This window comes from Sphingomonas lenta (genome assembly GCF_002288825.1).
Lineage (GTDB): Bacteria > Pseudomonadota > Alphaproteobacteria > Sphingomonadales > Sphingomonadaceae > Sphingomonas > Sphingomonas lenta.
Genome location: NZ_NSLI01000001.1, coordinates 613818 through 632759 on the forward strand (window position 1 = coordinate 613818; position 18942 = coordinate 632759).

Here is an 18942-nt window from a genome sequence, read left to right on the forward strand (position 1 = left end):
GTGGAGGGGGTACAGGGTGATGCCGCATCCCGTTGTTCCCCCTCCACCAGCTTCGCTGGTTTCCTTCCCCCGCCGTAGGGCGGGGGGAGGATTTAGGATCAGCGCAGCGGCCAGACTGCGATCAGGAGCGGCGTGCCGAGGATAAGCACGAGCAGCGACAGCGGCGCGCCCAGGCGGGCGTAGTCGCCGAACTTGTAGCCGCCCGGGCCGAACACCAGCGTATTGCACTGGTGCCCGATGGGCGTGAGAAAGTCGCACCCCGCCCCCACCGCGGTCGCCATCAGGAACGCCTCGGGCCGGTAGCCGAGGTCGCCCGCGAAGGTAGCGGCGATCGGGGCCATGACGAGCACGGTGGCGGCGTTGTTGAGGAACGGGGTCACCGCCATCGCCGCGGCCAGGATCAGCGCCACCGCGCCCCAGGCGGGCAGGATCGTTGCGGTCTGGGCGAGCCAAGTCGCGATCACGTCCGACGCACCCGTGCTGCGGAGCGAGTCGCTGACGGGGATCAGCGCGCCTAGCATCACCAGGATCGACCACTCGATGTGGTCGTACGCCTCGCGCACGGGCAGCGCGCCGGTGATGATGACGAGCCCCGCCGCGGCGAAGAACGCGACCGCGACCGGCACGAGCTGGACCGCTGTTGCCGCCATCGCCGCCGCGAGAATCCCGACCGCGAGATAGCCGCGCCGGCTGGTCCCGAGCCGGAGCGTCCGTTCCGCAAGCGGCAGGCAGCCGAGCTCGCGCAGCTTCTCGGGCAGCTGCGTGAGCGAGCCCTGGAGCACGATCACGTCGCCGCCCCTGAGCGTCGTCTCGGCCAGGCGGCGCGTCAGCCTTTCGCCCTGACGCGAGACCGCGACGAGGTTGACGCCGTGCCGCCGCTGCAGGTCGAGCCGCCCGGCGCTGCTGCCGACTAATGGCGAGTTCACGTTCACCACCGCCTCGATCACGCCGACCTCGTCTTCGTCGGACACCGTCTCCGTCTCGCGGTGCTCGCCTTCCAGCTTGAGCTTGTCGCGCGCAATGGCGCGTTCCAGCGCATCGGGTTCGCCACCGAGGATCAGCGTGTCGCCTTCCCGCAGGGTCATGTCGGGCATGGGCGCGCTGCGCATGCCGGAGCGCAGCACCTGCGTGACGGTGATCTCCCGGTCGTGGCGTTCGAGGAAGCCCGCCACCGTCTCGCCGGCGGCGGCCGAGCCCTCCGTCACCTCCGCCTCGGTGACGTAGCCCTTGATGTCCAGCGCCTCGCCCATGGTCGGCGCCGCTCGTCGCCCGCCCGGCAGTAGGCGGTAGCCGAAAGCGAGGAACGCGAGCCCAATCAGCGTCAGCCCCAGCCCGACCGGCAGATAGTCGAACATGGTGAAGGGCTCGCCCGTCATCTGCTGGCGCACGCGGCTGACGATGATGTTGGGCGAGGTGCCGACCTGCGTCATGAGGCCGCCGAGCAGGGCGGCGAAGCTCATCGGCATGAGGAAGCAGGAGGGCGAGCTGTTCGACTTCTTCGCCATCTGGACCGCGGCGGGCATGAGCATGGCGAGCGCGCCGATGTTCTTCACCAGCGCCGAGGAGAAAGCGACTGACGCGGTGAGCACTAGCAACTGGCCGCGCATGCGCCTGATCCGTCGTCCGACCACGCCCAGCGCGCGCTCGATCACGCCCGAGCGCTGCACCGCGCCGGAGAGCACGAGCGCGGAGGCGACGACAACCACGATGTCATCGGAGAAGCCGCTGAAGGCGTCCTCGGGCTCGACCACGCCGACCGCCAGGGCCGTGAGCAGCGCGATGATCGCGGTGACGTCGTAGCGGAACCTGCCCCAGATGAAGAGCGCCATCATGCCGATGAGCGTGGCGACGGACAGCAACTGGGGCGTGGTCATGTGCGGGGCTGAACAGGCGGGATGACGTTCCGCTCCGCTCAGCCGCTAATAATCGCGCGAAACCCGGACGTTGAGGCTTTGGCGGCCTATGGTGGAGATGCTGGACAGCAAGGAGAGCCAGCGCGTCATTTGGAACTCCACGCGCGTCGCGGAGTAGCCCTGGCCGTCGGTGACGATCTCCGCGTAGAGGCGGCGCGTCACGTATTTGCCCGCGGCGACCGAGGTCCCCTGCCCCGTCTGCGGGTCGGCGGGGAGGATGCGGAGGCGGTCGAGCCCGGCCGCACGGCGGACGGCGTTGATCGGGTTCAGCCCCGCGTCGCCGTTGCGGAGCGCGGCGACGGCGGCGGCGAGCTGGAGGGCCTCGGGCGCGGACAGGTTGGTGATCGACGTGCCGAACAGCAGACGCGACAGCAGCTCGTCCTCGGGCAGCGGCGGCGTGCTGGTGAAGCCGATCTGCGGACGGAGCGCGTTGCCCGTCACGCGGATCTGCGCGTTCAGCCCCGCCCCGCTCGCGTTCGCCGCGATGTCGAGCGCGGGGTCGGCTGGCACCTCGCCGTCGAAGCGGATCACGCCGCGGTCGAGGTCGAACTCGCGGCCGGCGAACTCGTAGTCGCCGCGGATCAGCCTCGCCTGCCCCGTGATCGCCGGGTTGTTGGGCTGGCCGCCGATCTGCAGGTCGGCCGACCACTCGCTGTTGAGGCCGAGGCCGGTGACGAACACCTCGTTCTTGGCGCGCGCGCGCACGTCCATCGTCCAGGGGCGGACGGGCGCGGCGCCTTCCTCGTCCGCGCCGCCGGGCACGTTGATCTCGCGGACGCGCACGCGGGGCAGCGCGGTCGCGGCGGTCGCGCGGCCGAGGCGGTAGCGGCTGCGCTCCAGCACCACGTCGCCCGTGATCATGCCGCCCGCGCCGTCGGAGCGGAAGACGAGCGGCCCGGTAACGGTCGCGGCGATGTCGTCGCGGGCGATCATGGGCGCGCGCTCGGCCTGGAGCCTCAAGTCCATGCCGATGCCGTTCGCGGCGGCGAAGTCGAAGCGGCCCGCGCCGGTGACCGTGCCCTCGCGGCCCGCCTTGGCGGCGAACTGCTGGATGACGAGCTGCGATCCGCCGAACCGTCCCGTCGCGCGTACGTCGGTGAGCACGGTGCCGGTGCGCGCGCTCTCGATCCGTGCGCCGCTCGTCTGCACGACGCCGCGGATCACCGGATCATCGATACGCCCGCGCAAGTCGGCGGCGATGGCGACGGGACCCGACAAGTCGAACAGCTCGATGCCGGTGAGCCGCCACAGCGTGTCCGCCGGCCCGCTGTAGCGAAGCTGCGCCATCATCGGCGCGTTCGCGAGCCGCGTCTCCAAGTCGCCGCCCGACAGCGGCGTGAACAGCGCCTGCGCGCGGCCCACGGTGCGCCCGCCCGACGCCATGACGGCGCGCACGCCTAGGCGGTCGGGCGAGAGCACGCCGGCCAGGCCCATGTCGATCGGCCGCGAGGTCAACACCAGGCCCGGGCGGCTCAGCCCGCGCACGGTCAAGTTCATGCGCCCGGTCGGCGCGGCGGCGCTGGGCAGCACGAGCGCGAGGTCGCCCGACGCGACGCCGGACAGGCCGAGGCCGGGGTAGCCGATGTCGAGGATCGCGAGCGGCATGCGCTGGAGGCGGGCGTCGATCGCGAAGCGGTCGGGCGCGAACAGGCCGCCGACGCTGCCCTCCCCGCCCGCGAAGCTCAGCCGCGCCGGGGCCATGCGCCAGCCCTCGCCCTCGCGCGTCAGCACGGCGGGGGTGAGCAGGCGCAGCGGTCGCCGGTCGAGCGTGCCGTCCGCGCGCACGACGTAGCGGTCGGGCGCGACCTGCACGACCGTCCGCACGTCGAACGCGCGGCCGCGCGTGCCGGCGATCGACCCGCGCACCTCGCCAACGCCGCCGCGTAAGCGAGCCTCGCCGGCGAAACGCGCGAGGCTGAGGCGGCCGTGGCGCAGGCCCTGGCCGGACGCGCTCGCCTCGATCGAGGTGCCCGCCGGGTCTAGCAGCGCGACGAGATCGAGGCGGCCCTGGCGAAGCGCGTTGCCCGCGAACTGCGCGCCGCTGGCCTCCAGATGCGCCTCGACACGCTGGACGTCGCCGACCGGGCGCAACGCGATCCCGCCCGAGACGCCTCGGCCCGACACGCGGAGCCGCCCGTCGAAGCCGCCGGTGACGATCGCGACATTCCCGTTCGCTCGCGTGCCCGCCACGTCGAGCGCCTGGACCGCGACGACCGCGGTACCGCCAGGGGGGAGCAGGATCGCGCCCTGCGAGCGGAACGGGCCGAGACGCGACCCGCCCTCCGCGCGATAGCTGAAGCCCTGTGGATTGGGGTCGAGGTGGGCGACGACGTTCGTCAGCCCGAGGCTCGGCGCGGGGCTGGCGAAGCGCAGGTCGAACGTGGGCCGCTCGATGCGGCCGTCGAGCCGGAGCGTCACGGGGCCGTAGCGCGCTTGCCTGCCCGCGCCCTCGAAGAAGAAGGTGCCGTCCCGGCGACGATAGCCGTTCCCGGTCAGCCGGATGCTCGGCCCGGTCAGGACGAGGTCGCGGAAGTAGAGGATGCCGTCCGGCCCGCGCTCCAGGCCCGTGACGATCTGAGGCAGGCCGCCCGCCATGCTGCGGAAAAAGGCGTTGTCGAGACGCAGCACGCGCGCGGTCCCCTGCCCCGCGACACGCATGCCCCGTCCGTCGGGGCCGGGTACGACACGTAAGTTCGACCGGACCTCGACCAAGCCGAGACCGGGGATCAGGTAGCGGTCGAGAGCGCCGTTGAGCGACACCTGATACTCGCCCGTCCTGAGGTCGAGCTGCAGGCCGACGCGGCCGCTGAGCTGGTCGGAGCGTAGCCGCAGGTCGTCCCCGGTGGCGAACCGGCTGGTGACGAGCAGCCGCCCGTCGATCAGCAGATTGCGCAGAATGCCGCCCGCCACGTCGCCCGCGCCCGTCACGCGCGCCGCGGTGAAGCGGACGGGCACGACGACCGGCGACGGCCCGAATCGTACGACGCCCGCGGCGCGCGCCTGCTCGAAGCCGGTGCGGTCGAAGGCGAAGCGCTCGGCGGCGAGGCGGTAGTCGAGCTTGGGGCGGCGTAGCGGGCCGTCGAGGATCGCCCGCAACGCGATCGCGCGGCCCGTCATATTGCGGAACAGCGCCTCCGGCCGGTCGAGCCGCCCCTTGATCCGGACGTCGCGCCAGGCGTTGGCGGCGAGGTCGAGCACGCCACCCGCCTCCAGCGCGAGCGCGGGTGAGCGCAGGGAGAGCCCGCCGTCGAGCCGGCGGTTCGCGAACGTGCCGGTGCCGCTGACCAGCACGCGCGGCGCGGTCAGGCGCTGAAGCCGCCCGCGCAGCAGCAGCGAAGGCGCGAGCCGGCCCGAGAGCGCGTAGCGGCCGGCGTCATTGGCAAGCGCCAAGTCGGCGACGCGCACGGGGCCGATCACGCCCGTAGCCGTGCCGCGCCACCTAGCCCAGCGACCGTCGCCCGCCACCCGAAGCGCGACGGGCCGTGTCGTGCCGATCAGCCGCCCGAGCACCCCGTTCGGGCTCCCACGCGCGGCGAGGTCCATGTCGAACCGGTCGCGGTCGGGCGCGGCATCGACGCGTAGCGCCAGCCGGTCGCTGCCTTCTACAACCGCTTGCAAATCGATCAGCGCGCGGCCGTCCCGGACATCGGCGCGCGCGTCGAGCGATCCGACCCGCTCGCGCCCGAGCACGGGCGGAGCTAGGACGAGGCGGTCGATCCTCGCGCGGCCGATCAGGATGTCGAAACCGGGCAGGATCGGTCCCTGCCGTCCCGTCGGACGCGGGCGCGGCGTGCGCAGCAGCGTCGCCCTAGGCACGACGAGCGAGTCGATCGCCAGCCGGTTGAAGATCCAGTCCGCGGGCCGCCAGTCGAGCGCCACCTCCGGCGAGTGGAGGAAGAGGCCCTGCGGATCGTAGACGCGCAGGTCGCGTAGCCGCGCGGCGTCGTAGATCGAGCCGTCGATCCGTCCGACGGTGAAGCGCAACCCGTTTGCGGTCCGGACCTCGCCGATCCGCTGCGCCACCCAGCGCCGGCCGGTGTCGGTATCGACCAGGATCAGCGCGAGCCCGAACAGGACCAGCAGCGCGGCGAGCGCGGCCGCGATCCGGCGCAACCAGCGCGTCATCAGAAGGCCTGGCCCAGCGACACGTACACCGCCACCCGCGCGTCGCCGGCTTGGCGGTTGATCGGCGTGCCCACGTCGACGCGGATCGGGCCGAAGCTGGAATAGTAGCGGACGCCCAAGCCCGTTCCGAAGCGCATGCCCGTGAAGCGCGGCAGCGCCTCCGTGTAGATATTGCCCGCGTCGAGGAACGGCACCACGCCGAAGTCGCCGAGCACGCGCACGCGCGCCTCGACGGACAGCTCGGCCAAGCTGCGGCCGCCGATCGGGTCGTTGCTCGGGTCGCGCGGCCCGATCTGCTGGAAGCCGTAGCCGCGCACCGACGCGCCGCCGCCGGCGTAGAAGCGGCGGGACGGCGCCACGGCATCACGCGGCGCGCCCAGGATCGTGCCGACCCGCGCGCGCGCCGCCAGCACCACGTTCGAACGCACGGGCGTGTAGACGCTCGCGTCGACCTGCGCGCGCGTGTAGCCGAACACCCGGTCCTGCAGCGACAGCTCGGGGCTCAAGCGCCCGCCGAGCCGGAAGCCGCGGCTAGGGTTCAGCAGGTCGTCCGATCCGTCATAGGTGAGGCTCGTCGGCAGCGCGGCGATGAAGAAGGTGCGCCGCCGCGGTTCGCCGGTCGCGGCGACCACGTCGCGCTCGTCGGACGCCAGCAGCTCGGCGCCGACCGACCAGGTCCAGCTCTTCTGGAAGAAGATGTTGGTCTGCCGCTCCAGCTGCGCGGAGAGCGAGAAGGTGTCCGCCTCGAACGCGTCGCGTTCCAGGTGCGCGACGGCGAACTGGGCGGTGAGCACGCGGTCGCGTTGCCCGAAATTGTTGCGGCGGAGCACGACCGCGCCGACCTGCTCCTGCGTGCCGAGCACGCCGCGCACCGTCAGCGCACCCTCGGGCGGGAAGAAGTTGCGGTGCGTCCAGCTCACCTCCGCGCGCGCGCCCTCGCCCGTGCCGTAGCCGAGCTCGCCCGCGATGGTGCGCGGCGGCGCGGGCTCGAGCCGGTAGCCCAGGTCAACCGTGCCGGGCGCGGCGCCCGCCTGCGGCCTGAGCTCGACGGAGGACACCAGCCCCGTCTGCACCAAGGCGCGGCGGAGGTCGTCGACGCCCGCCTGATCGAACGGCTCGCCGGGCCGGAAACGCGCGATCGTCTGGACGTGGTCGGCCCCGAACACGCGATTGCCGGGCAGCGGCAGGAGCCGCCCGAACCGCGCCTCCGCGCCGGGCTGCAACGCCAGCTCCAGCGTGGCCGTCCGCGCGGCTCGGTCGACGACGATCTCCGGCTCGCCCACCTCGGCGAACGGGAAGCCCTCGCGCCCGAGCCGCTGACGGAGCGCCTGCTCGCCCGCGGCGACCGCGTCGGCGTTGGCGGGCGCGTCGGGAGCGACGCCGAGCGACCGGCGGAGCTCGTCCGCCTTGCCGCCCGCCCCGTCGACGCCCTTCAGCTCGACGCCGGCGAAGCGGTAGAGCTGGCCCGGCTCCGCCTCCAGCACCACCAGCGGGCGGGTGCCCGGTTCGATGCGAGTCGCGACCTGCGCGTCGTAATAGCCTTCCGCCCTCAGCAGCTCGACGAGGAGCCCCGCGTCCTCGCGCGCGCGGCGGTCGAGCTGGGCGGCGTTGGCCGGGTCGCCGTCGTTGGCGTCGAGCGTAGACGCCTCGGCGAAGCGCTGGCGCAGCAATGGCCCGCCGATTCCGTCCAGCCCGTCGATGCGGAACGCGTAGCGCGTCTCGGCCGCGGCGTCGGTGGTGCGCTCCTCGGGCTGTTCGGGTTCGGGATCGAGCGTCGGCCAGTCGACGCCGATGTCGGGCATGGGCGCAAGCGGCGCGCCAGGGTCGAGTTCGGCGGGGTCGAGCTCCTGCGCCGGCGCAACCTGCGCGCGCGCGATCGGGGGCAGCAGGAGGCACGCGGCGGTCGCGGCCGCACCGTACCACCCCACTCGACGGAACATCGGTGGCCGGTCTAGCGGCTCATAACGCGCGGGAACAGGGCCGGTTGCGGACCTTCGTCGCGCGCCCGCGACGTTTAGGCGCTAGTGGACGGTGCCCACCGCGCCGGGGACCGACAGGAGCTCGATCAGCCGCTCCACCTGCCGCCAGTGGCAGAAGCGGACGTGGTTGCCCAAGTCGCGGCTCCGGTCGGCGCGCGCCGACGCCTCGGCGCAGGCGTGCGCACCGAAGGCGGCGATGAGCTGGTCGGCGTCGGAAACCGAACGTCCGTCGAGATACGGGAGAGGAGGCAATGCAAGTCCTTCGGTGTTCTGCCGTACCCGTCTTCAAGGCGCGTGCCGAACGGTCACGAACGTCGCGGCGCGGCTCCACACGGTGGTAAACGGCCCCGCGCGGACCGCCCCGCCCGTCCCGTTCCGGGCCGGGCTTCCGTCCCGCGGCGGGACGTGGCAGGGCCGGCGCATGGCCCGCTCCCGCCCCTCCGCCGCCGGCGGCTCGCTGATCGCGCTCGGCTCGCTCGGCGGATTCATTGTCGGCTATATCCAGCGCGAGCCGGTGGCCGGGCTGGTGATCGGCTTCGCGGCGGGGACGGCGCTGGCGGTCGCGATCTGGTTGCGCACTCGCCGCTAGCGCGGCGCGCCCATCCGCCACACGACACGCCCGACCACCTCGACGGCCAGGTCGGGCACGGGCGGCGCGTCCGGATTGTCGCTCGTGACCTCCAGCTTGCCGCGCCCCGCCCGCACGCGCTTGACCATCAGCGCGCCGTCGACTCGGATCACGTACACGCGCGCCGTCTTGCCCGGCCGCCGGTCGGACGTGTCCACGATCAGCTGGTCGCCGTCGTTGAGCTGCGGCTCCATCGAGTCGCCGCGCACGGTGATCAGCCCGGCCTGCCCCGGCGTGAGCTTGAGCGCGCGCGCCAGCGTAGGGTCGACCGCGTCGACGCCCAGCACCAGGTCCGAATCGGCGTAGGCGCCCGGCCCCGCCGAAGCCTGCACGTCCAATCGCGGTAGGACGAAGGCCGGCTCGGGTCCGGGCGGCCCGCCCAGCGCCCGCTCCGAGACGTCGAGCATCGCCGCCAGCGTGCGCCGGTCCCCTTCGGCCAGCGCGCGGGGGCTGCCGCGCGTCACGAACTGGTGGAGATAGGCCGGGTTGCGCCGGATCGCCGACGACAGCGCCGCGAGGCTGATCCCCCGCGCTCCAGCCGCGCGCATCAGCGCCGTCCTCGGATCCTCGTCCTCCACGCCATCCCGTTACGCATAGGAAATATCCTAGACAAGTTGGATTCTGCGGAACAGACCGGGAACACGGAACGAGTCGGACGGAGTCGCACCATGTCGCTGTTGTGGGAGATCAACCGCTATTGCCGGCGGACGGGCCTGCCGCCCACCAAGTTCGGCCGGCTCGCGGTCAACGACCCGCGGCTCGTCGGCGACATGTTGCGCGGTCGGCAGCTGGGCCCGTCGGTGCGCGCGCGCGTCGAGGCGTTCATGCGCGAGCACCGGGCGTGAGGAAGCCCGACGCGATCGCGCTGCTCACCCGCGCGCTGAACGCCGGCGCCCGCGTCGCGGGCTTGCGGCTGGAGGTGCGGGATGCCCGCAGCCGAAGCTGGGCGAGCGCGACTTTCATCGGTGAGCGGGTCGAGCTGGTCCTGAGCATCACCGGCACCGGCGGGGCGGGGTGGCTGGCCGGACTACCCGACGCCGACCTACCGATGCGGGGCTGGTACGTCGCCGATCTGGAGATACGCGGCGCGGAACTGCGCGCTCTCCTGCTGCAGGACGCCTAACCGGCGCGCCGGAGGTCCTGGCGGCGCGATGTCCCCTGCTCCAATCGATCCAGCAATGCTTCGATCGACGGCGCGCCCGTCTCCTCGGCGTGGCGCGGGGAAATCTCGAAGCTCTCGATCCGCTCGCCGGGCGCGAGCCTGGCGGGGCGCGGCGCGATCGGCTCGACCGGGCGGACGGGTGGCTTGGGCGCGGCGGGGATCGCGGCGGGATCGAACGCCGAGAGCGGCTGGTCGAGGTCGCGCGGCAGCGGCTGCTCGACGGGCGGCGGCGCGGGAACGGGCGGGGGCGGCGCTTCGAAATCGGCCGCGGAGAAGGGTTTGCGCGGCGGCGCGTCCGGGTGCGCGTCGGCGACTCGGACCTGCGGCATCCCGTCCGTCCCGCCCGCCTTGGCGAACGGTCCGCCCGGCCCGAACAGCAGGTACAGCGCGGCCCAGACGGTCGCGCCCGTGAACAGGCCGCCGCCCGACGCCAAGAGAAGCCGCGCGGTGGACCCGAGCGGCGGCCGAGCGGCGGGGAGCATCGCGGGCAGGCCAGCCAACTCCACGGTCGACTCGAGCGGCCCGGCGGGGATGAACGCGAACGCCGCCGCCACGAGCACGCCCGACGCGACGCCGCCCAGCGTCGGCAGTGAACTCAGGCGGAGACGGGACGTGGCCATGGCTTACTCGACTGCGCGGCCGCGACGAGCCGCTGGTAAACGGGCTGGTAGCGCTGAATGTTTGACGACCAGTTACGCTCGCGCTCGACGAACGCCCGAGCCCGCGTCCGCCGCGCGTCCCAGCCCTCGCGGCGCTCGAACAGCGCCGCCAGCGCCCGCGCGATCGCCTGCGGATCGTCGGGCGGAAACAGCGTGCCCGTGTCACCGTCCCGGATCAGCTCGCGATGTCCGCCCACGTCGGATGCGGCGACGAGCCGATTCTGCGCCATCGCCTCCAGCGGCTTCAGCGGCGTGACGAGGTCGGTCAGGCGCATGCGCTTGCGTGGGTAAGCGAGCACGTCAATGAGACCGTAATAGCGCTCGACCTCCCCGTGCGGCACACGCCCGACGAAGCGGATCGCGTGGGCGGCGGGCGACGCCGCCGCCTGGGCGCGCAAGCCCGCGTCCATCGGCCCGCCGCCGACCAACAGCAGCCTCGCCCGCGGCCGGGCCGCGACGAGCGCGGGCATGGCGGCGATCAGGTCGTCCAGCCCCTCGTAATCGTAGAAGCTGCCGATGAAGCCGACCGTGTCGGCGTCCGCCAGTCCCAGCTCGGCCGCCAGCGCCTCGTCGCGGGGTGGCGGATCGCCGAACAGCGTGAGGTCAACGCCGTTGGGCGAGACGACCGACTTGTCCGCGGGAACGCCCCGCGCGACGAGGTCGGACCGCAGCCCCTCGCAGATCACCGCGACCGCGTCGGCGCGGGCCACGATCCAGTTCTCCAACGCGCGCGTCGTCCGGTATTTGAGCGAGCCCTCGCATCCCGTCCCGTTGCCGACGGCCGCGTCCTCCCAGAAGGCGCGGATCTCGTACAGGAGCGGCAACCCGCGCCGGCGCGCGACCGTCCAGGCCGCCGCGCCGTTCAGCGCGGGCGAGTGGGCGTGGAGGATGTCGGGCCGGAACCGCTCCGCCGCCGCGTCGATCGCGCGCGCGAAGGCGAGCAACCCCCGCGCCTCGCCCACCACGCCCCCGCTCGGCCCCGCCGTGCGGAAGAAGCGCAGGCCGTCGACGACCTCCTCCGCCGGCGCGCCCTGCGTGTGCCGCGGCCCGGTGACGCCCGCGACCGTCCAGCCGACCGCCTCCTGCGCCTTCAGGATCGCGCGGGTACGGAACGTGTACCCGCTCTGCAGCGGCAGGCCGTGGTCGAGGACGTGGAGGATGCGCATCGCGGGCGGCCATGCCACGCGCGCGCTTAACGTGACGTCAACTGCGTGGGGCTAACGCTACGGACCGAGTTCAGGGACGGGCGCTCACGCATGATCGACAACTTCGCGCTCGGCCTCACCCACGGCCTCATGCTGCTCGCCGCCTGGCGCCTTCTGCGCCGACCCGACCTCGACCGCGAGGACGGCGGGGACGGGCGCGGGTTCCGGAGGCGCCCGCGTGCGTGACCTCGCCTTTATCGGCTTCCTCGCGGCGTTGTTCGGACTGGGCTTTCGCCGCCCGTTCCTGTTCGTGCTGGCCTATGTCTATATCGACGTGGTCTCGCCGCAGCGGCTTACCTACTATCTGCTGAACTCCATCCAGATCTCGTTGATCGCCGCCGCGCTGGCGATCGGCGGCTGGGCGTTGCTCGACGAGAAACGGGGCACGCGCGTCGCGCCGCGCCAGTTCCTCCTCGTGCTGCTGCTGCTCTATTGCTGGCGGACCACCGCCAACGCGGATTTCCCGCTAGAGGCGCAGGACAAGTGGGAATGGGCGTGGAAGGCGCTCGCCTTCGCCGTCTTCCTGCCGCTGACGCTGCGCACCCGGCTCAGGATCGAGTCGCTGCTGCTGTTCATGAGCCTGTCGGCCGCGTCCATCATCATCGTCGGCGGCATCAAGACGTTGGCGGGCGGCGGCGGCTACGGCCAGCTCAACCTGATGGTCGACAACAATACCGGCCTGTACGAGAGCAGCATGATCTCGGCCGCCGCGATCGCGCTGGTGCCGATCATCCTGTGGTTCACCCGCCACGGCACCGTGTTCGCGCCCGATTGGCGCGTCCGGACCTTCGCCTATGCGCTCTGCTTCGCCTGCCTGCTCATTCCCGTCGGCACCTCGGCCCGCACGGGCCTGCTCTGCATCGGCTTGCTCGTCATTCTGGGCCTGCGCGAGGTGAAGCGGCGCTTCCTCTACCTCGGCGCGCTGGCGCTCGCGGGCGCGGTCGCGATACCGCTTTTGCCTGCCAGCTTCACCGGCCGCATGGAGACGATCAAGACGTACCAGGCCGACGAGTCCGCCTCCACGCGGCTCGCGGTCTGGGGCTGGACGCTCGACTATGTTCGCGAGCACCCGTTCGGCGGCGGGTTCGACGCGTTCCGCGGCAACCGCATCCGGTACAATACCGTCGAGGCCGACGGCGACCGGGGCGCGACGGTCACGGATCAGGCGCGCGCGTACCACAGCGCCTATTTCGAGATGATGGGCGAGCAGGGCTGGCCGGGCCTGTTCCTATGGCTCGCCATCCACTTCGGCGGCATCCTGCGCATGGAGGTGCTGCGCCGCCGCTACCGAGCCGACGAGGAGGCGTGGGCGGGCGCGCTCGCCTCCGCGCTCCAGCGTGCGCACCTCATCTACCTGCTCGGCGCGGCGTTCGCCGGCATCGCGCTCAACCCGTTCGTCTACATGCTGGTGGGCGCGCAGATCGGGCTCGACACCTACCTCGCCCGTACACGCGCGGGCCGGTCGTCGCGCGGTTTCGCCCCGGCCCGCCCGCCCGAGCCGCAGGTCGCCTGACGATGGGGGCGCTCTTCGTCACCCGCGACGGCGACGCGGCGCTCGCCTCGGCCCGCGCCGGCTTTTCGCGCCAGGGCTTCACCGACTTCACGGAGCTGGCGATCCCCGGCTGGCGCGCGCTGCACATGCCTTACATCGTCGGCGGGCCCGACCTGCTGCTGCGCGACGGCGACGACTTCGCCGCGGTCGCCGGCACGCTCGTCGCCGACGGCCGCACCGGCCGCCCCGCGCTCGATGCGCTGATGCGGATGATGGACGATGGGACGCCCGACTGGTCGCGGCTGGGCGGCCAGTTCGCCGCGCTCGTCCGCCGGCGCGGGCGCAGCTTCCTGTTCTGCGACTGGTTCGCCCACTTCCAGCTCTTCCGCGACTCCGACGACCGACTATTTTCCACGTCGCTGCTCGCCGCGGCCGAGCTGCTGCCGCGCCTCAGCTTCGACGCGCAGGGCGTGTACGAGTTCGCGTTCAACGTCACCGCGCTCGGCGACGACACCGTGCTCGAGCAGGTGAAGCTGCTCGGCCCCGACGTGATGCTGGAGCTGACGCCCGACGGCGTGGTCCGGCATCCGCTTTCCAAGCCGCTGCCGGAGCCTGCGCCGCTGACGCCCGCGGAGCGGCTCGACCGGCACCGCGCCGCGCTCGACGAGGTGCTCGCGCCGCACTTGCGCGACGACGCGCACGTCCACTGTCCGTTGTCGGGCGGCCTCGACTCGCGCCTGCTGCTCGCGGCGGTTCGGCGGCTCGGGGCGGACCCGTCCGTCTATGTCTACGGCCCGCCGGGCAGCGCGGACGTGCGGGTGGCCCGCGCGGTCGGCGACGCGCTCGGCTTCGCGGTCGAGTGGATCGACAAGCAGGCCGCCCCGATCGCGCCCGACGCCTTTCCCGCCATGGTGGCGCACAACTTCCACGAGAATGACGGCATGCCGACGTTCGGCAACATTTTCGACAATGGCGGGCATCTGCGCGCGCGGGACGCGCGCCACGCGCATGGCTGGCCGATCGCGTCCGGCGGCGGCGGCGAGGTCTATCGCGACTTCTTCTACCTGCCCGACCGGCCGTTCGGCGCGGAGGCGGTGGCGCGCACCTTCTTCGCGCGGTTCCTGCGAACGGACGCGACCGAGCTGTTCGACCCGCGCCTGTTCATCGAGCGCATCCGCGACAAGATCCTCGACGCGCTGGGCCGACCCGGCGACCGCGCGCCGCTGCCCCGGTCGGTCGTCGAGCAAATCTATCCCCGCTTCCGCTGCCGCGCGCTGTTCGGCCGCGAGATCAGCCTGGAGGCGCGGCACAGCCCCTATCTCCTGCCCTTCCTGGAGCCGCGCGTCGTCGCCGAGACGGCCGAGCTACCGCCCGCGCTGCGCCGGGCTGGCCGGTTCGAGGCGCAACTGCTCCACGCGATCGACCCCGAGCTCGCTGCCCAGCCTTCCGCCTACGGCCACCACTTCGCCGGCCCGCCCAGTCGCCGCCACCGCCTGCAGGAATGGTCCAGCCGCGTCCGCCCCGTCTGGCTCCGCCAGCGCAGCTACGCCCTCCACCGCCGCCGCGGCCCCGTAACCGACGAGCATGGCGGCCTGCTCGACCCCGACTATCTCGGCCGCGTCATCGACCTGGACTACCCCGCGATGCGCCGCTTCTTCCATGTCGAGCGTGTGGCCGACCACGGCCTGCTGCGCCGCATCGCGTGCCTGGAGTATCTGGCCGCGCAGCTGGGCTCTCGCCTGAGCGGCTGACCCAGAGCCTGAGCTCGCCGACCTTCTCCCGTTCGTTTCGAGCCCGGTCGAGAAACGCTTCAAACGTCGCCGCCTGATCCGCTTCTCGACTATGCTCGAAGCGAACGGACGAGGTAGGCGGGCTGCCGGGCAGCGTCAGAGATAGCGCCGTCCCCGCTCGGCGATGCCGACGCCTAGCCGGTTGCCGCGGATCACCATCGGCTCGTTCGACCAAGCGCCCAGGAACGTCGTCCTCTCCGCTCCGGGCGCGAGCCGCGCGCCGTTGTTCTCGACCACCAGCCCCTCCGACGAGTTCTGCACGCCCTCCGGCGAGACGGCGATCATGGTCGAGTAGTTGTCCTTCTCGCGCCCCTGGACGAACTCGTTGCCCGCGATGCGCCCGGTCGCGCCGTTGGACAGGTCGATCATGTAGTTGGTCGTGCGGCCGCGCGTGTCGTCGAAGCTGTTGTTCAGGATCTCGACGCGCGCCGCCCGGTTCTTGAGATAGTGCCCGCCCGTCCCCCGCTCGAAGCGCGAGTTGGTGACGCGGAGCGACCCGTAGTCGCCGATATACATGCCGTGCGCGCCGTTGCCCGTCGGGTCCTTGCCCAAGCCCGCGAAGGTCGAATGGTCGATGCTGATCCGCCCCGCCGGATCGTTGGCGGACAGGATGCCCGACTGGCTGTCGAGGAACATGGAGTTGGCGACGTCCAGATTGCCCTTCTCGATCCGGATGCCCGCGCCGTTGCCGTCCGCCACCTCGAGGTTACGGAATACGATGCCGTCGACCCGCGCGCCGCGCCCGCGGAGCACCAGCGCCGCCTTGCTCTCGCAGACCATGCGGTCGAACACGACGGCGCCCGGCTGCGCCGCGACGAACGAGACCGTGCCGCGCTCCTGCACCGCGCAGTCGCGATGCACGCCCGGCGCGATGCGTATCGTCCCCGCCCCGTCGCCGATCGCGTCCACCGCCTCCTGCAGCTGGCGGTAGCTCCGCCCGGTCTCGGCGACGGTGAACGGCGCGCCGGGCGCCTGGGTCGGCGCGGGGCCGGCGAAGAGGACGGCGAGGAGGGCGAGGCGGCGCATGCGGAGACTCCGGACGATGGACGCCCGGAACCTAGCGCAGCGCCTGCGGCCAAGTAACCGCCCCGCCCTGTCCCATTTCAGTCCTGGTCGACCAGTTCCTCGGATAACACGCGGATGATCGCCTCGTTGAAGGCCGGGAGGTCGCCCGGGTTGCGGCTGGTGATCAGGTTGCCGTCGATCACCACCGCCGCATCCTCCACGTCGGCGCCCGCGTTCTCCAGGTCGGTACGGATCGACGGGTATCCCGTGACCTGCCGCCCGTCGACCATGTCGGCCTCTACGAGCAGCCACGGCCCGTGGCAGATCGCGGCCACGACCTTGTCGTCCTCCATGAAGTCCGCGACGATCTCGACCGCCTCGTCCTGCATGCGCATCATGTCGGGGTTCTTCAGCCCGCCCGGCAGGATCAGCGCGTCATAGTCGTCGCTGTCCACTTGGCGCAGCGTCAGGTCGGGCGTGATCGTCCGCTCCGACTTCTCGCCGTTCGTCTCGCCCCGGATCGGGTCCGTCCCGATCGACGCCAGCGTCACCTGCGCGCCCGCGTCGATCAGCGCCTGGCGCGGTTCGAACAGCTCCGACTCCTCGAAGCCGTCGGTGGCGAGGATGAGCACGCGCGCTTTGGACAGGTCGGCCATGATGGTTTCTCTCCGGAAAGGGGAGCGCCTCAAACGGCGCGTGCCCCTCCGCGTTCCAGGAACATAGCGCCCGTTTCGGGCATTCCGTCCGACCATGAGCAATATGGTCGAAATCACCTACACCGACGACGGCCAGCCCGGCATCACGCGCGAGAAGGACGGCGACGGCTGGGCCTATTTCACGCCCAAAGGCAAGCGCATCACCGACGAGGCGGAGATCGAGCGCCTGCAGAAGATCGGCCTGCCGCCCGCATATGTGAACTGCTGGTTCAATCCCAACCCGAACGGCCATATCCAGGCGACCGGCTTCGACGAGAAGGGCCGCAAGCAGTATCGCTACCACACCGGTTTCCGCGAGGCGCAGGAGGCCGCCAAGTACGAGCGCACCGCCGCCTTCGGCCGCGCGCTCCCCCGCCTGCGCAAGCAGGTCGAGGCGGACCTGAAGCGCCGCACGCTCGACAAGCCGCGCGCGGTGGCCGCCGTCGTCCGCCTGCTCGACCTCGGCCACCTGCGCGTGGGCTCCGAGGAGTACGTCAAGAAGAACAAGAGCTACGGCGCGACCACGCTGCGCAAGAAGCACGCGGAGCTGAAGGGCGCGACGCTCAAGCTCCAGTTCAAGGCCAAGTCGGGCAAGATGCGCCAGCTCAAGATCACCGACCGCTCGCTCGCCGGCGTGGTCAAGAAGTGCCAGGACCTGCGCGACCAGCACCTCTTCGCCTATTGCGACGAGCACGGCGAGGCGCATCCCGTCAGCTCGTCTGACGTCAACGACTATATCAAGCAGGCGACCGGCCAGGACTTCACCGCCAAGAACTTCCGGACCTGGGGCGCGACGCTGATCGCGTTCGAGGCGCTGGCGCAGTCGGACGAGGAGCTCACGCTCAAGACGCTGCTCGCCCCCGTCGTCGACAAGCTCGGCAACACGCCGGCGATCGCGCGCAAGAGCTACGTCCACCCCCGCGTGATCGAGCTGGTCAAGGAAGGCCAGGCCGAGTTCCGCCGCGCGCTCAAGCTCCCGCGGACGAGCAAGTACCTCACCCGCACCGAACGGGCGCTGATCGAGTATCTGGAGGATGAGGTCGTGCCGGCGCTGGAGGAGGAAGCGCCGGAGGTGCAGGAGGCCGCCTGACTTCCTTAATCCTTCCTTGAATTGCTAGGGGAGGATCAGAGGAGCAGGACCATCGCCACCAACAACACCGCCGCGTTCGACACCACCGCCGTCCGTGCCGAGACGCGCGAGTTCTTCCTCTCCGGCTGGACCTGGATCGAGGGCCACTGGCTCCAGATCCTGATCGCCACCGGCTTCGGCCTCCTCATCGTCTTGGCGCTCCAGGGCATCCGCAGGCTGGGCGAGCGGCTCTGCGCGCGCGACACGAGCCTGTTCGGCTGGGGCCGCGTCCTCGGCCGCGCGCTCGCACGCACCAACAACCTGTTCATCGTCGCCGTCGCCGCGCGGCTCGTCACGCGCTACGGCGGCGCCCCGCGCGAGGTCGACGAGGCGGTCGGCTTCCTGTTCACCGTCGCCGCCGTGTTCCAGGCGGCGATCTGGGCGCGCGAGATCATCCTGGGCGCCGTGGAACGCCGCACGGAAGGCGAGCACGCCGGCGAAGCGCTGATGAGCGCGCTGGGCCTGATCCGCCTGCTCGTCTCCGTCGCGCTGTTCGCGGTGGCACTGATCGTCGTGCTCGACAATCTCGGCGTCGACGTGACAGGCCTTGTGGCGGGCCTCGGCGTCGGCGGCATCGCGATCGGCCTGGCGGCCAAGGGCATCTTCGACGACCTGTTCGCCGCGCTCGCGATCATCTTCGACCGCCCGTTCCGCCGCGGCGACGCCATCGCCTACGACCAGACCAACGGCACGGTCGAGGAGATCGGCCTCAAGTCCACGCGCATTCGAGGGCAGGACGGCGAGCAGCGCGTCATCGCCAACAAGGTCCTGCTCGACAAGGAGCTGCGCAATAACTCGCGGCGCGAGCGGCACCATGTGAAATGGACTTTGGGCCTGTCCTACGACACGCCCGTCGACCAGCTCGAGCGCGTACCCGCCATGCTGTGCGAGATCGTCGAGAGCGCCGGCGACACGTTCAACCGCGCCGGCATGGTCAACTTCGGCCCGTCCGCGATCCTGTTCGAACTGGAGTTCGACAGCGCCTCGGCCGACTTCCAGGCGCATTACGACACGCGCCACGCGATCGGCTTGAAGATCCTCCGCCGCTTCCGCGAGGAGGGGATCACCATGCCCTACCCGATCCAGGAAGTGCGCGTCTCCACCCCCGTCCAGCCGTCACCCTGAACTCGTTTCAGCGTCCAGGGTGGTACGCGCGATCC

The 18942-nt window shown here is 71.7% G+C and carries 17 protein-coding genes; 8 read left to right on the plus strand and 9 right to left on the minus strand.

Translation table 11 applies throughout. The features are described 5' to 3' along the window. Window positions 1-98: 98 nt before the first annotated feature. The 4 genes from CKY28_RS02990 to CKY28_RS03005 form a co-directional block, all read right to left on the minus strand. Complete coding sequence (locus tag CKY28_RS02990) at window positions 99-1874, minus strand: SLC13 family permease (protein ID WP_095996818.1); 1776 nt, start codon at window positions 1872-1874, stop codon at window positions 99-101. 45 nt (window positions 1875-1919) lie between these two features. Next, window positions 1920-6038 (minus strand): translocation/assembly module TamB domain-containing protein, encoded by a 4119-nt coding sequence (locus tag CKY28_RS02995; RefSeq protein WP_095996819.1) that lies wholly within the window; start codon window positions 6036-6038, stop codon window positions 1920-1922. After that, entirely contained in the window at window positions 6038-7978 is a 1941-nt protein-coding gene (locus CKY28_RS03000; RefSeq protein WP_095996820.1) for an autotransporter assembly complex protein TamA, read from the minus strand. The genes CKY28_RS02995 and CKY28_RS03000 overlap by 1 nt, the downstream gene beginning before the upstream one ends. A gap of 81 nt (window positions 7979-8059) precedes the next feature. Next, window positions 8060-8269, minus strand: a complete 210-nt coding sequence (locus CKY28_RS03005) for a hypothetical protein (protein ID WP_095996821.1) — start codon at window positions 8267-8269, stop codon at window positions 8060-8062. A 169-nt stretch (window positions 8270-8438) separates the two neighbouring features. Here CKY28_RS03005 and CKY28_RS18505 point away from each other — a divergent pair, with 169 nt between their 5' ends. Beyond that, window positions 8439-8606, plus strand: coding sequence for a hypothetical protein (locus tag CKY28_RS18505; RefSeq protein ID WP_176472927.1), 168 nt, complete (start codon window positions 8439-8441; stop codon window positions 8604-8606). Here CKY28_RS18505 and CKY28_RS03010 read toward each other — a convergent pair. Next, window positions 8603-9193 (minus strand): S24 family peptidase, encoded by a 591-nt coding sequence (locus CKY28_RS03010; protein WP_245841529.1) that lies wholly within the window; start codon window positions 9191-9193, stop codon window positions 8603-8605. The genes CKY28_RS18505 and CKY28_RS03010 overlap by 4 nt on opposite strands. Window positions 9194-9313: 120 nt before the next feature. Between CKY28_RS03010 and CKY28_RS18510 the strand changes: the two genes are divergently transcribed. Then, window positions 9314-9490 carry a hypothetical protein gene (locus tag CKY28_RS18510; RefSeq protein ID WP_176472928.1) on the plus strand — a complete coding sequence of 59 codons (177 nt, stop codon included), beginning with the start codon at window positions 9314-9316 and terminating at the stop codon, window positions 9488-9490. After that, window positions 9487-9768 carry a hypothetical protein gene (locus CKY28_RS03015; RefSeq protein WP_095996823.1) on the plus strand — a complete coding sequence of 94 codons (282 nt, stop codon included), beginning with the start codon at window positions 9487-9489 and terminating at the stop codon, window positions 9766-9768. The genes CKY28_RS18510 and CKY28_RS03015 overlap by 4 nt, the downstream gene beginning before the upstream one ends. On the opposite strand, the gene CKY28_RS03020 is transcribed toward CKY28_RS03015, so the two are convergent. Then, window positions 9765-10427 (minus strand): hypothetical protein, encoded by a 663-nt coding sequence (locus CKY28_RS03020; RefSeq protein WP_095996824.1) that lies wholly within the window; start codon window positions 10425-10427, stop codon window positions 9765-9767. The genes CKY28_RS03015 and CKY28_RS03020 overlap by 4 nt on opposite strands. After that, the gene (locus CKY28_RS03025; RefSeq protein WP_095996825.1) at window positions 10403-11632 is read right to left on the minus strand and encodes a TIGR04063 family PEP-CTERM/XrtA system glycosyltransferase; all 1230 of its coding nucleotides are present in this window, start codon (window positions 11630-11632) and stop codon (window positions 10403-10405) included. Before CKY28_RS03025 ends, CKY28_RS03020 begins: the two co-directional genes overlap by 25 nt. 90 nt (window positions 11633-11722) lie before the next feature. Between CKY28_RS03025 and CKY28_RS19230 the strand changes: the two genes are divergently transcribed. The 3 genes from CKY28_RS19230 to CKY28_RS03035 are packed head-to-tail and all read left to right on the plus strand — an operon-like array spanning window position 11723 to window position 14914. Continuing rightward, window positions 11723-11857, plus strand: coding sequence for a hypothetical protein (locus CKY28_RS19230; protein WP_281253192.1), 135 nt, complete (start codon window positions 11723-11725; stop codon window positions 11855-11857). After that, window positions 11850-13184, plus strand: a complete 1335-nt coding sequence (locus CKY28_RS03030) for a DUF5935 domain-containing protein (protein ID WP_095996826.1) — start codon at window positions 11850-11852, stop codon at window positions 13182-13184. Before CKY28_RS19230 ends, CKY28_RS03030 begins: the two co-directional genes overlap by 8 nt. A gap of 2 nt (window positions 13185-13186) precedes the next feature. Further along, on the plus strand, window positions 13187-14914 hold the full coding sequence (locus CKY28_RS03035; RefSeq protein ID WP_095996827.1) for an asparagine synthase-related protein: 1728 nt from the start codon (window positions 13187-13189) through the stop codon (window positions 14912-14914). 135 nt (window positions 14915-15049) lie between these two features. Here CKY28_RS03035 and CKY28_RS03040 read toward each other — a convergent pair whose 3' ends face one another. Together CKY28_RS03040 and CKY28_RS03045 are read right to left on the minus strand one after the other, a co-directional pair. After that, window positions 15050-15979, minus strand: coding sequence for a right-handed parallel beta-helix repeat-containing protein (locus tag CKY28_RS03040; protein WP_141243832.1), 930 nt, complete (start codon window positions 15977-15979; stop codon window positions 15050-15052). Between the two features lie 77 nt (window positions 15980-16056). Beyond that, on the minus strand, window positions 16057-16614 hold the full coding sequence (locus CKY28_RS03045; protein ID WP_095996828.1) for a type 1 glutamine amidotransferase domain-containing protein: 558 nt from the start codon (window positions 16612-16614) through the stop codon (window positions 16057-16059). A gap of 94 nt (window positions 16615-16708) precedes the next feature. Between CKY28_RS03045 and CKY28_RS03050 the strand changes: the two genes are divergently transcribed. Both CKY28_RS03050 and CKY28_RS03055 read left to right on the plus strand, forming a co-directional pair. Continuing rightward, entirely contained in the window at window positions 16709-17743 is a 1035-nt protein-coding gene (locus CKY28_RS03050; protein WP_095996829.1) for a DNA topoisomerase IB, read from the plus strand. Between the two features lie 21 nt (window positions 17744-17764). Beyond that, window positions 17765-18907, plus strand: a complete 1143-nt coding sequence (locus CKY28_RS03055) for a mechanosensitive ion channel family protein (protein WP_245841532.1) — start codon at window positions 17765-17767, stop codon at window positions 18905-18907. Window positions 18908-18942: the final 35 nt, after the last annotated feature.

Coding starts and splice junctions, on each gene's coding strand:
- CKY28_RS02990 (WP_095996818.1), bottom strand. CDS start 1,874: ATGACCACGCCCCAGTTGCTGTCCGTCGCCACGCTCATCGGCATGATG.
- CKY28_RS02995 (WP_095996819.1), bottom strand. CDS start 6,038: ATGACGCGCTGGTTGCGCCGGATCGCGGCCGCGCTCGCCGCGCTGCTG.
- CKY28_RS03000 (WP_095996820.1), bottom strand. CDS start 7,978: ATGTTCCGTCGAGTGGGGTGGTACGGTGCGGCCGCGACCGCCGCGTGC.
- CKY28_RS18505 (WP_176472927.1), top strand. CDS start 8,439: ATGGCCCGCTCCCGCCCCTCCGCCGCCGGCGGCTCGCTGATCGCGCTC.
- CKY28_RS03010 (WP_245841529.1), bottom strand. CDS start 9,193: ATGCGCGCGGCTGGAGCGCGGGGGATCAGCCTCGCGGCGCTGTCGTCG.
- CKY28_RS18510 (WP_176472928.1), top strand. CDS start 9,314: ATGTCGCTGTTGTGGGAGATCAACCGCTATTGCCGGCGGACGGGCCTG.
- CKY28_RS03020 (WP_095996824.1), bottom strand. CDS start 10,427: ATGGCCACGTCCCGTCTCCGCCTGAGTTCACTGCCGACGCTGGGCGGC.
- CKY28_RS03025 (WP_095996825.1), bottom strand. CDS start 11,632: ATGCGCATCCTCCACGTCCTCGACCACGGCCTGCCGCTGCAGAGCGGG.
- CKY28_RS19230 (WP_281253192.1), top strand. CDS start 11,723: ATGATCGACAACTTCGCGCTCGGCCTCACCCACGGCCTCATGCTGCTC.
- CKY28_RS03035 (WP_095996827.1), top strand. CDS start 13,187: ATGGGGGCGCTCTTCGTCACCCGCGACGGCGACGCGGCGCTCGCCTCG.
- CKY28_RS03040 (WP_141243832.1), bottom strand. CDS start 15,979: ATGCGCCGCCTCGCCCTCCTCGCCGTCCTCTTCGCCGGCCCCGCGCCG.
- CKY28_RS03045 (WP_095996828.1), bottom strand. CDS start 16,614: ATGGCCGACCTGTCCAAAGCGCGCGTGCTCATCCTCGCCACCGACGGC.
- CKY28_RS03050 (WP_095996829.1), top strand. CDS start 16,709: ATGAGCAATATGGTCGAAATCACCTACACCGACGACGGCCAGCCCGGC.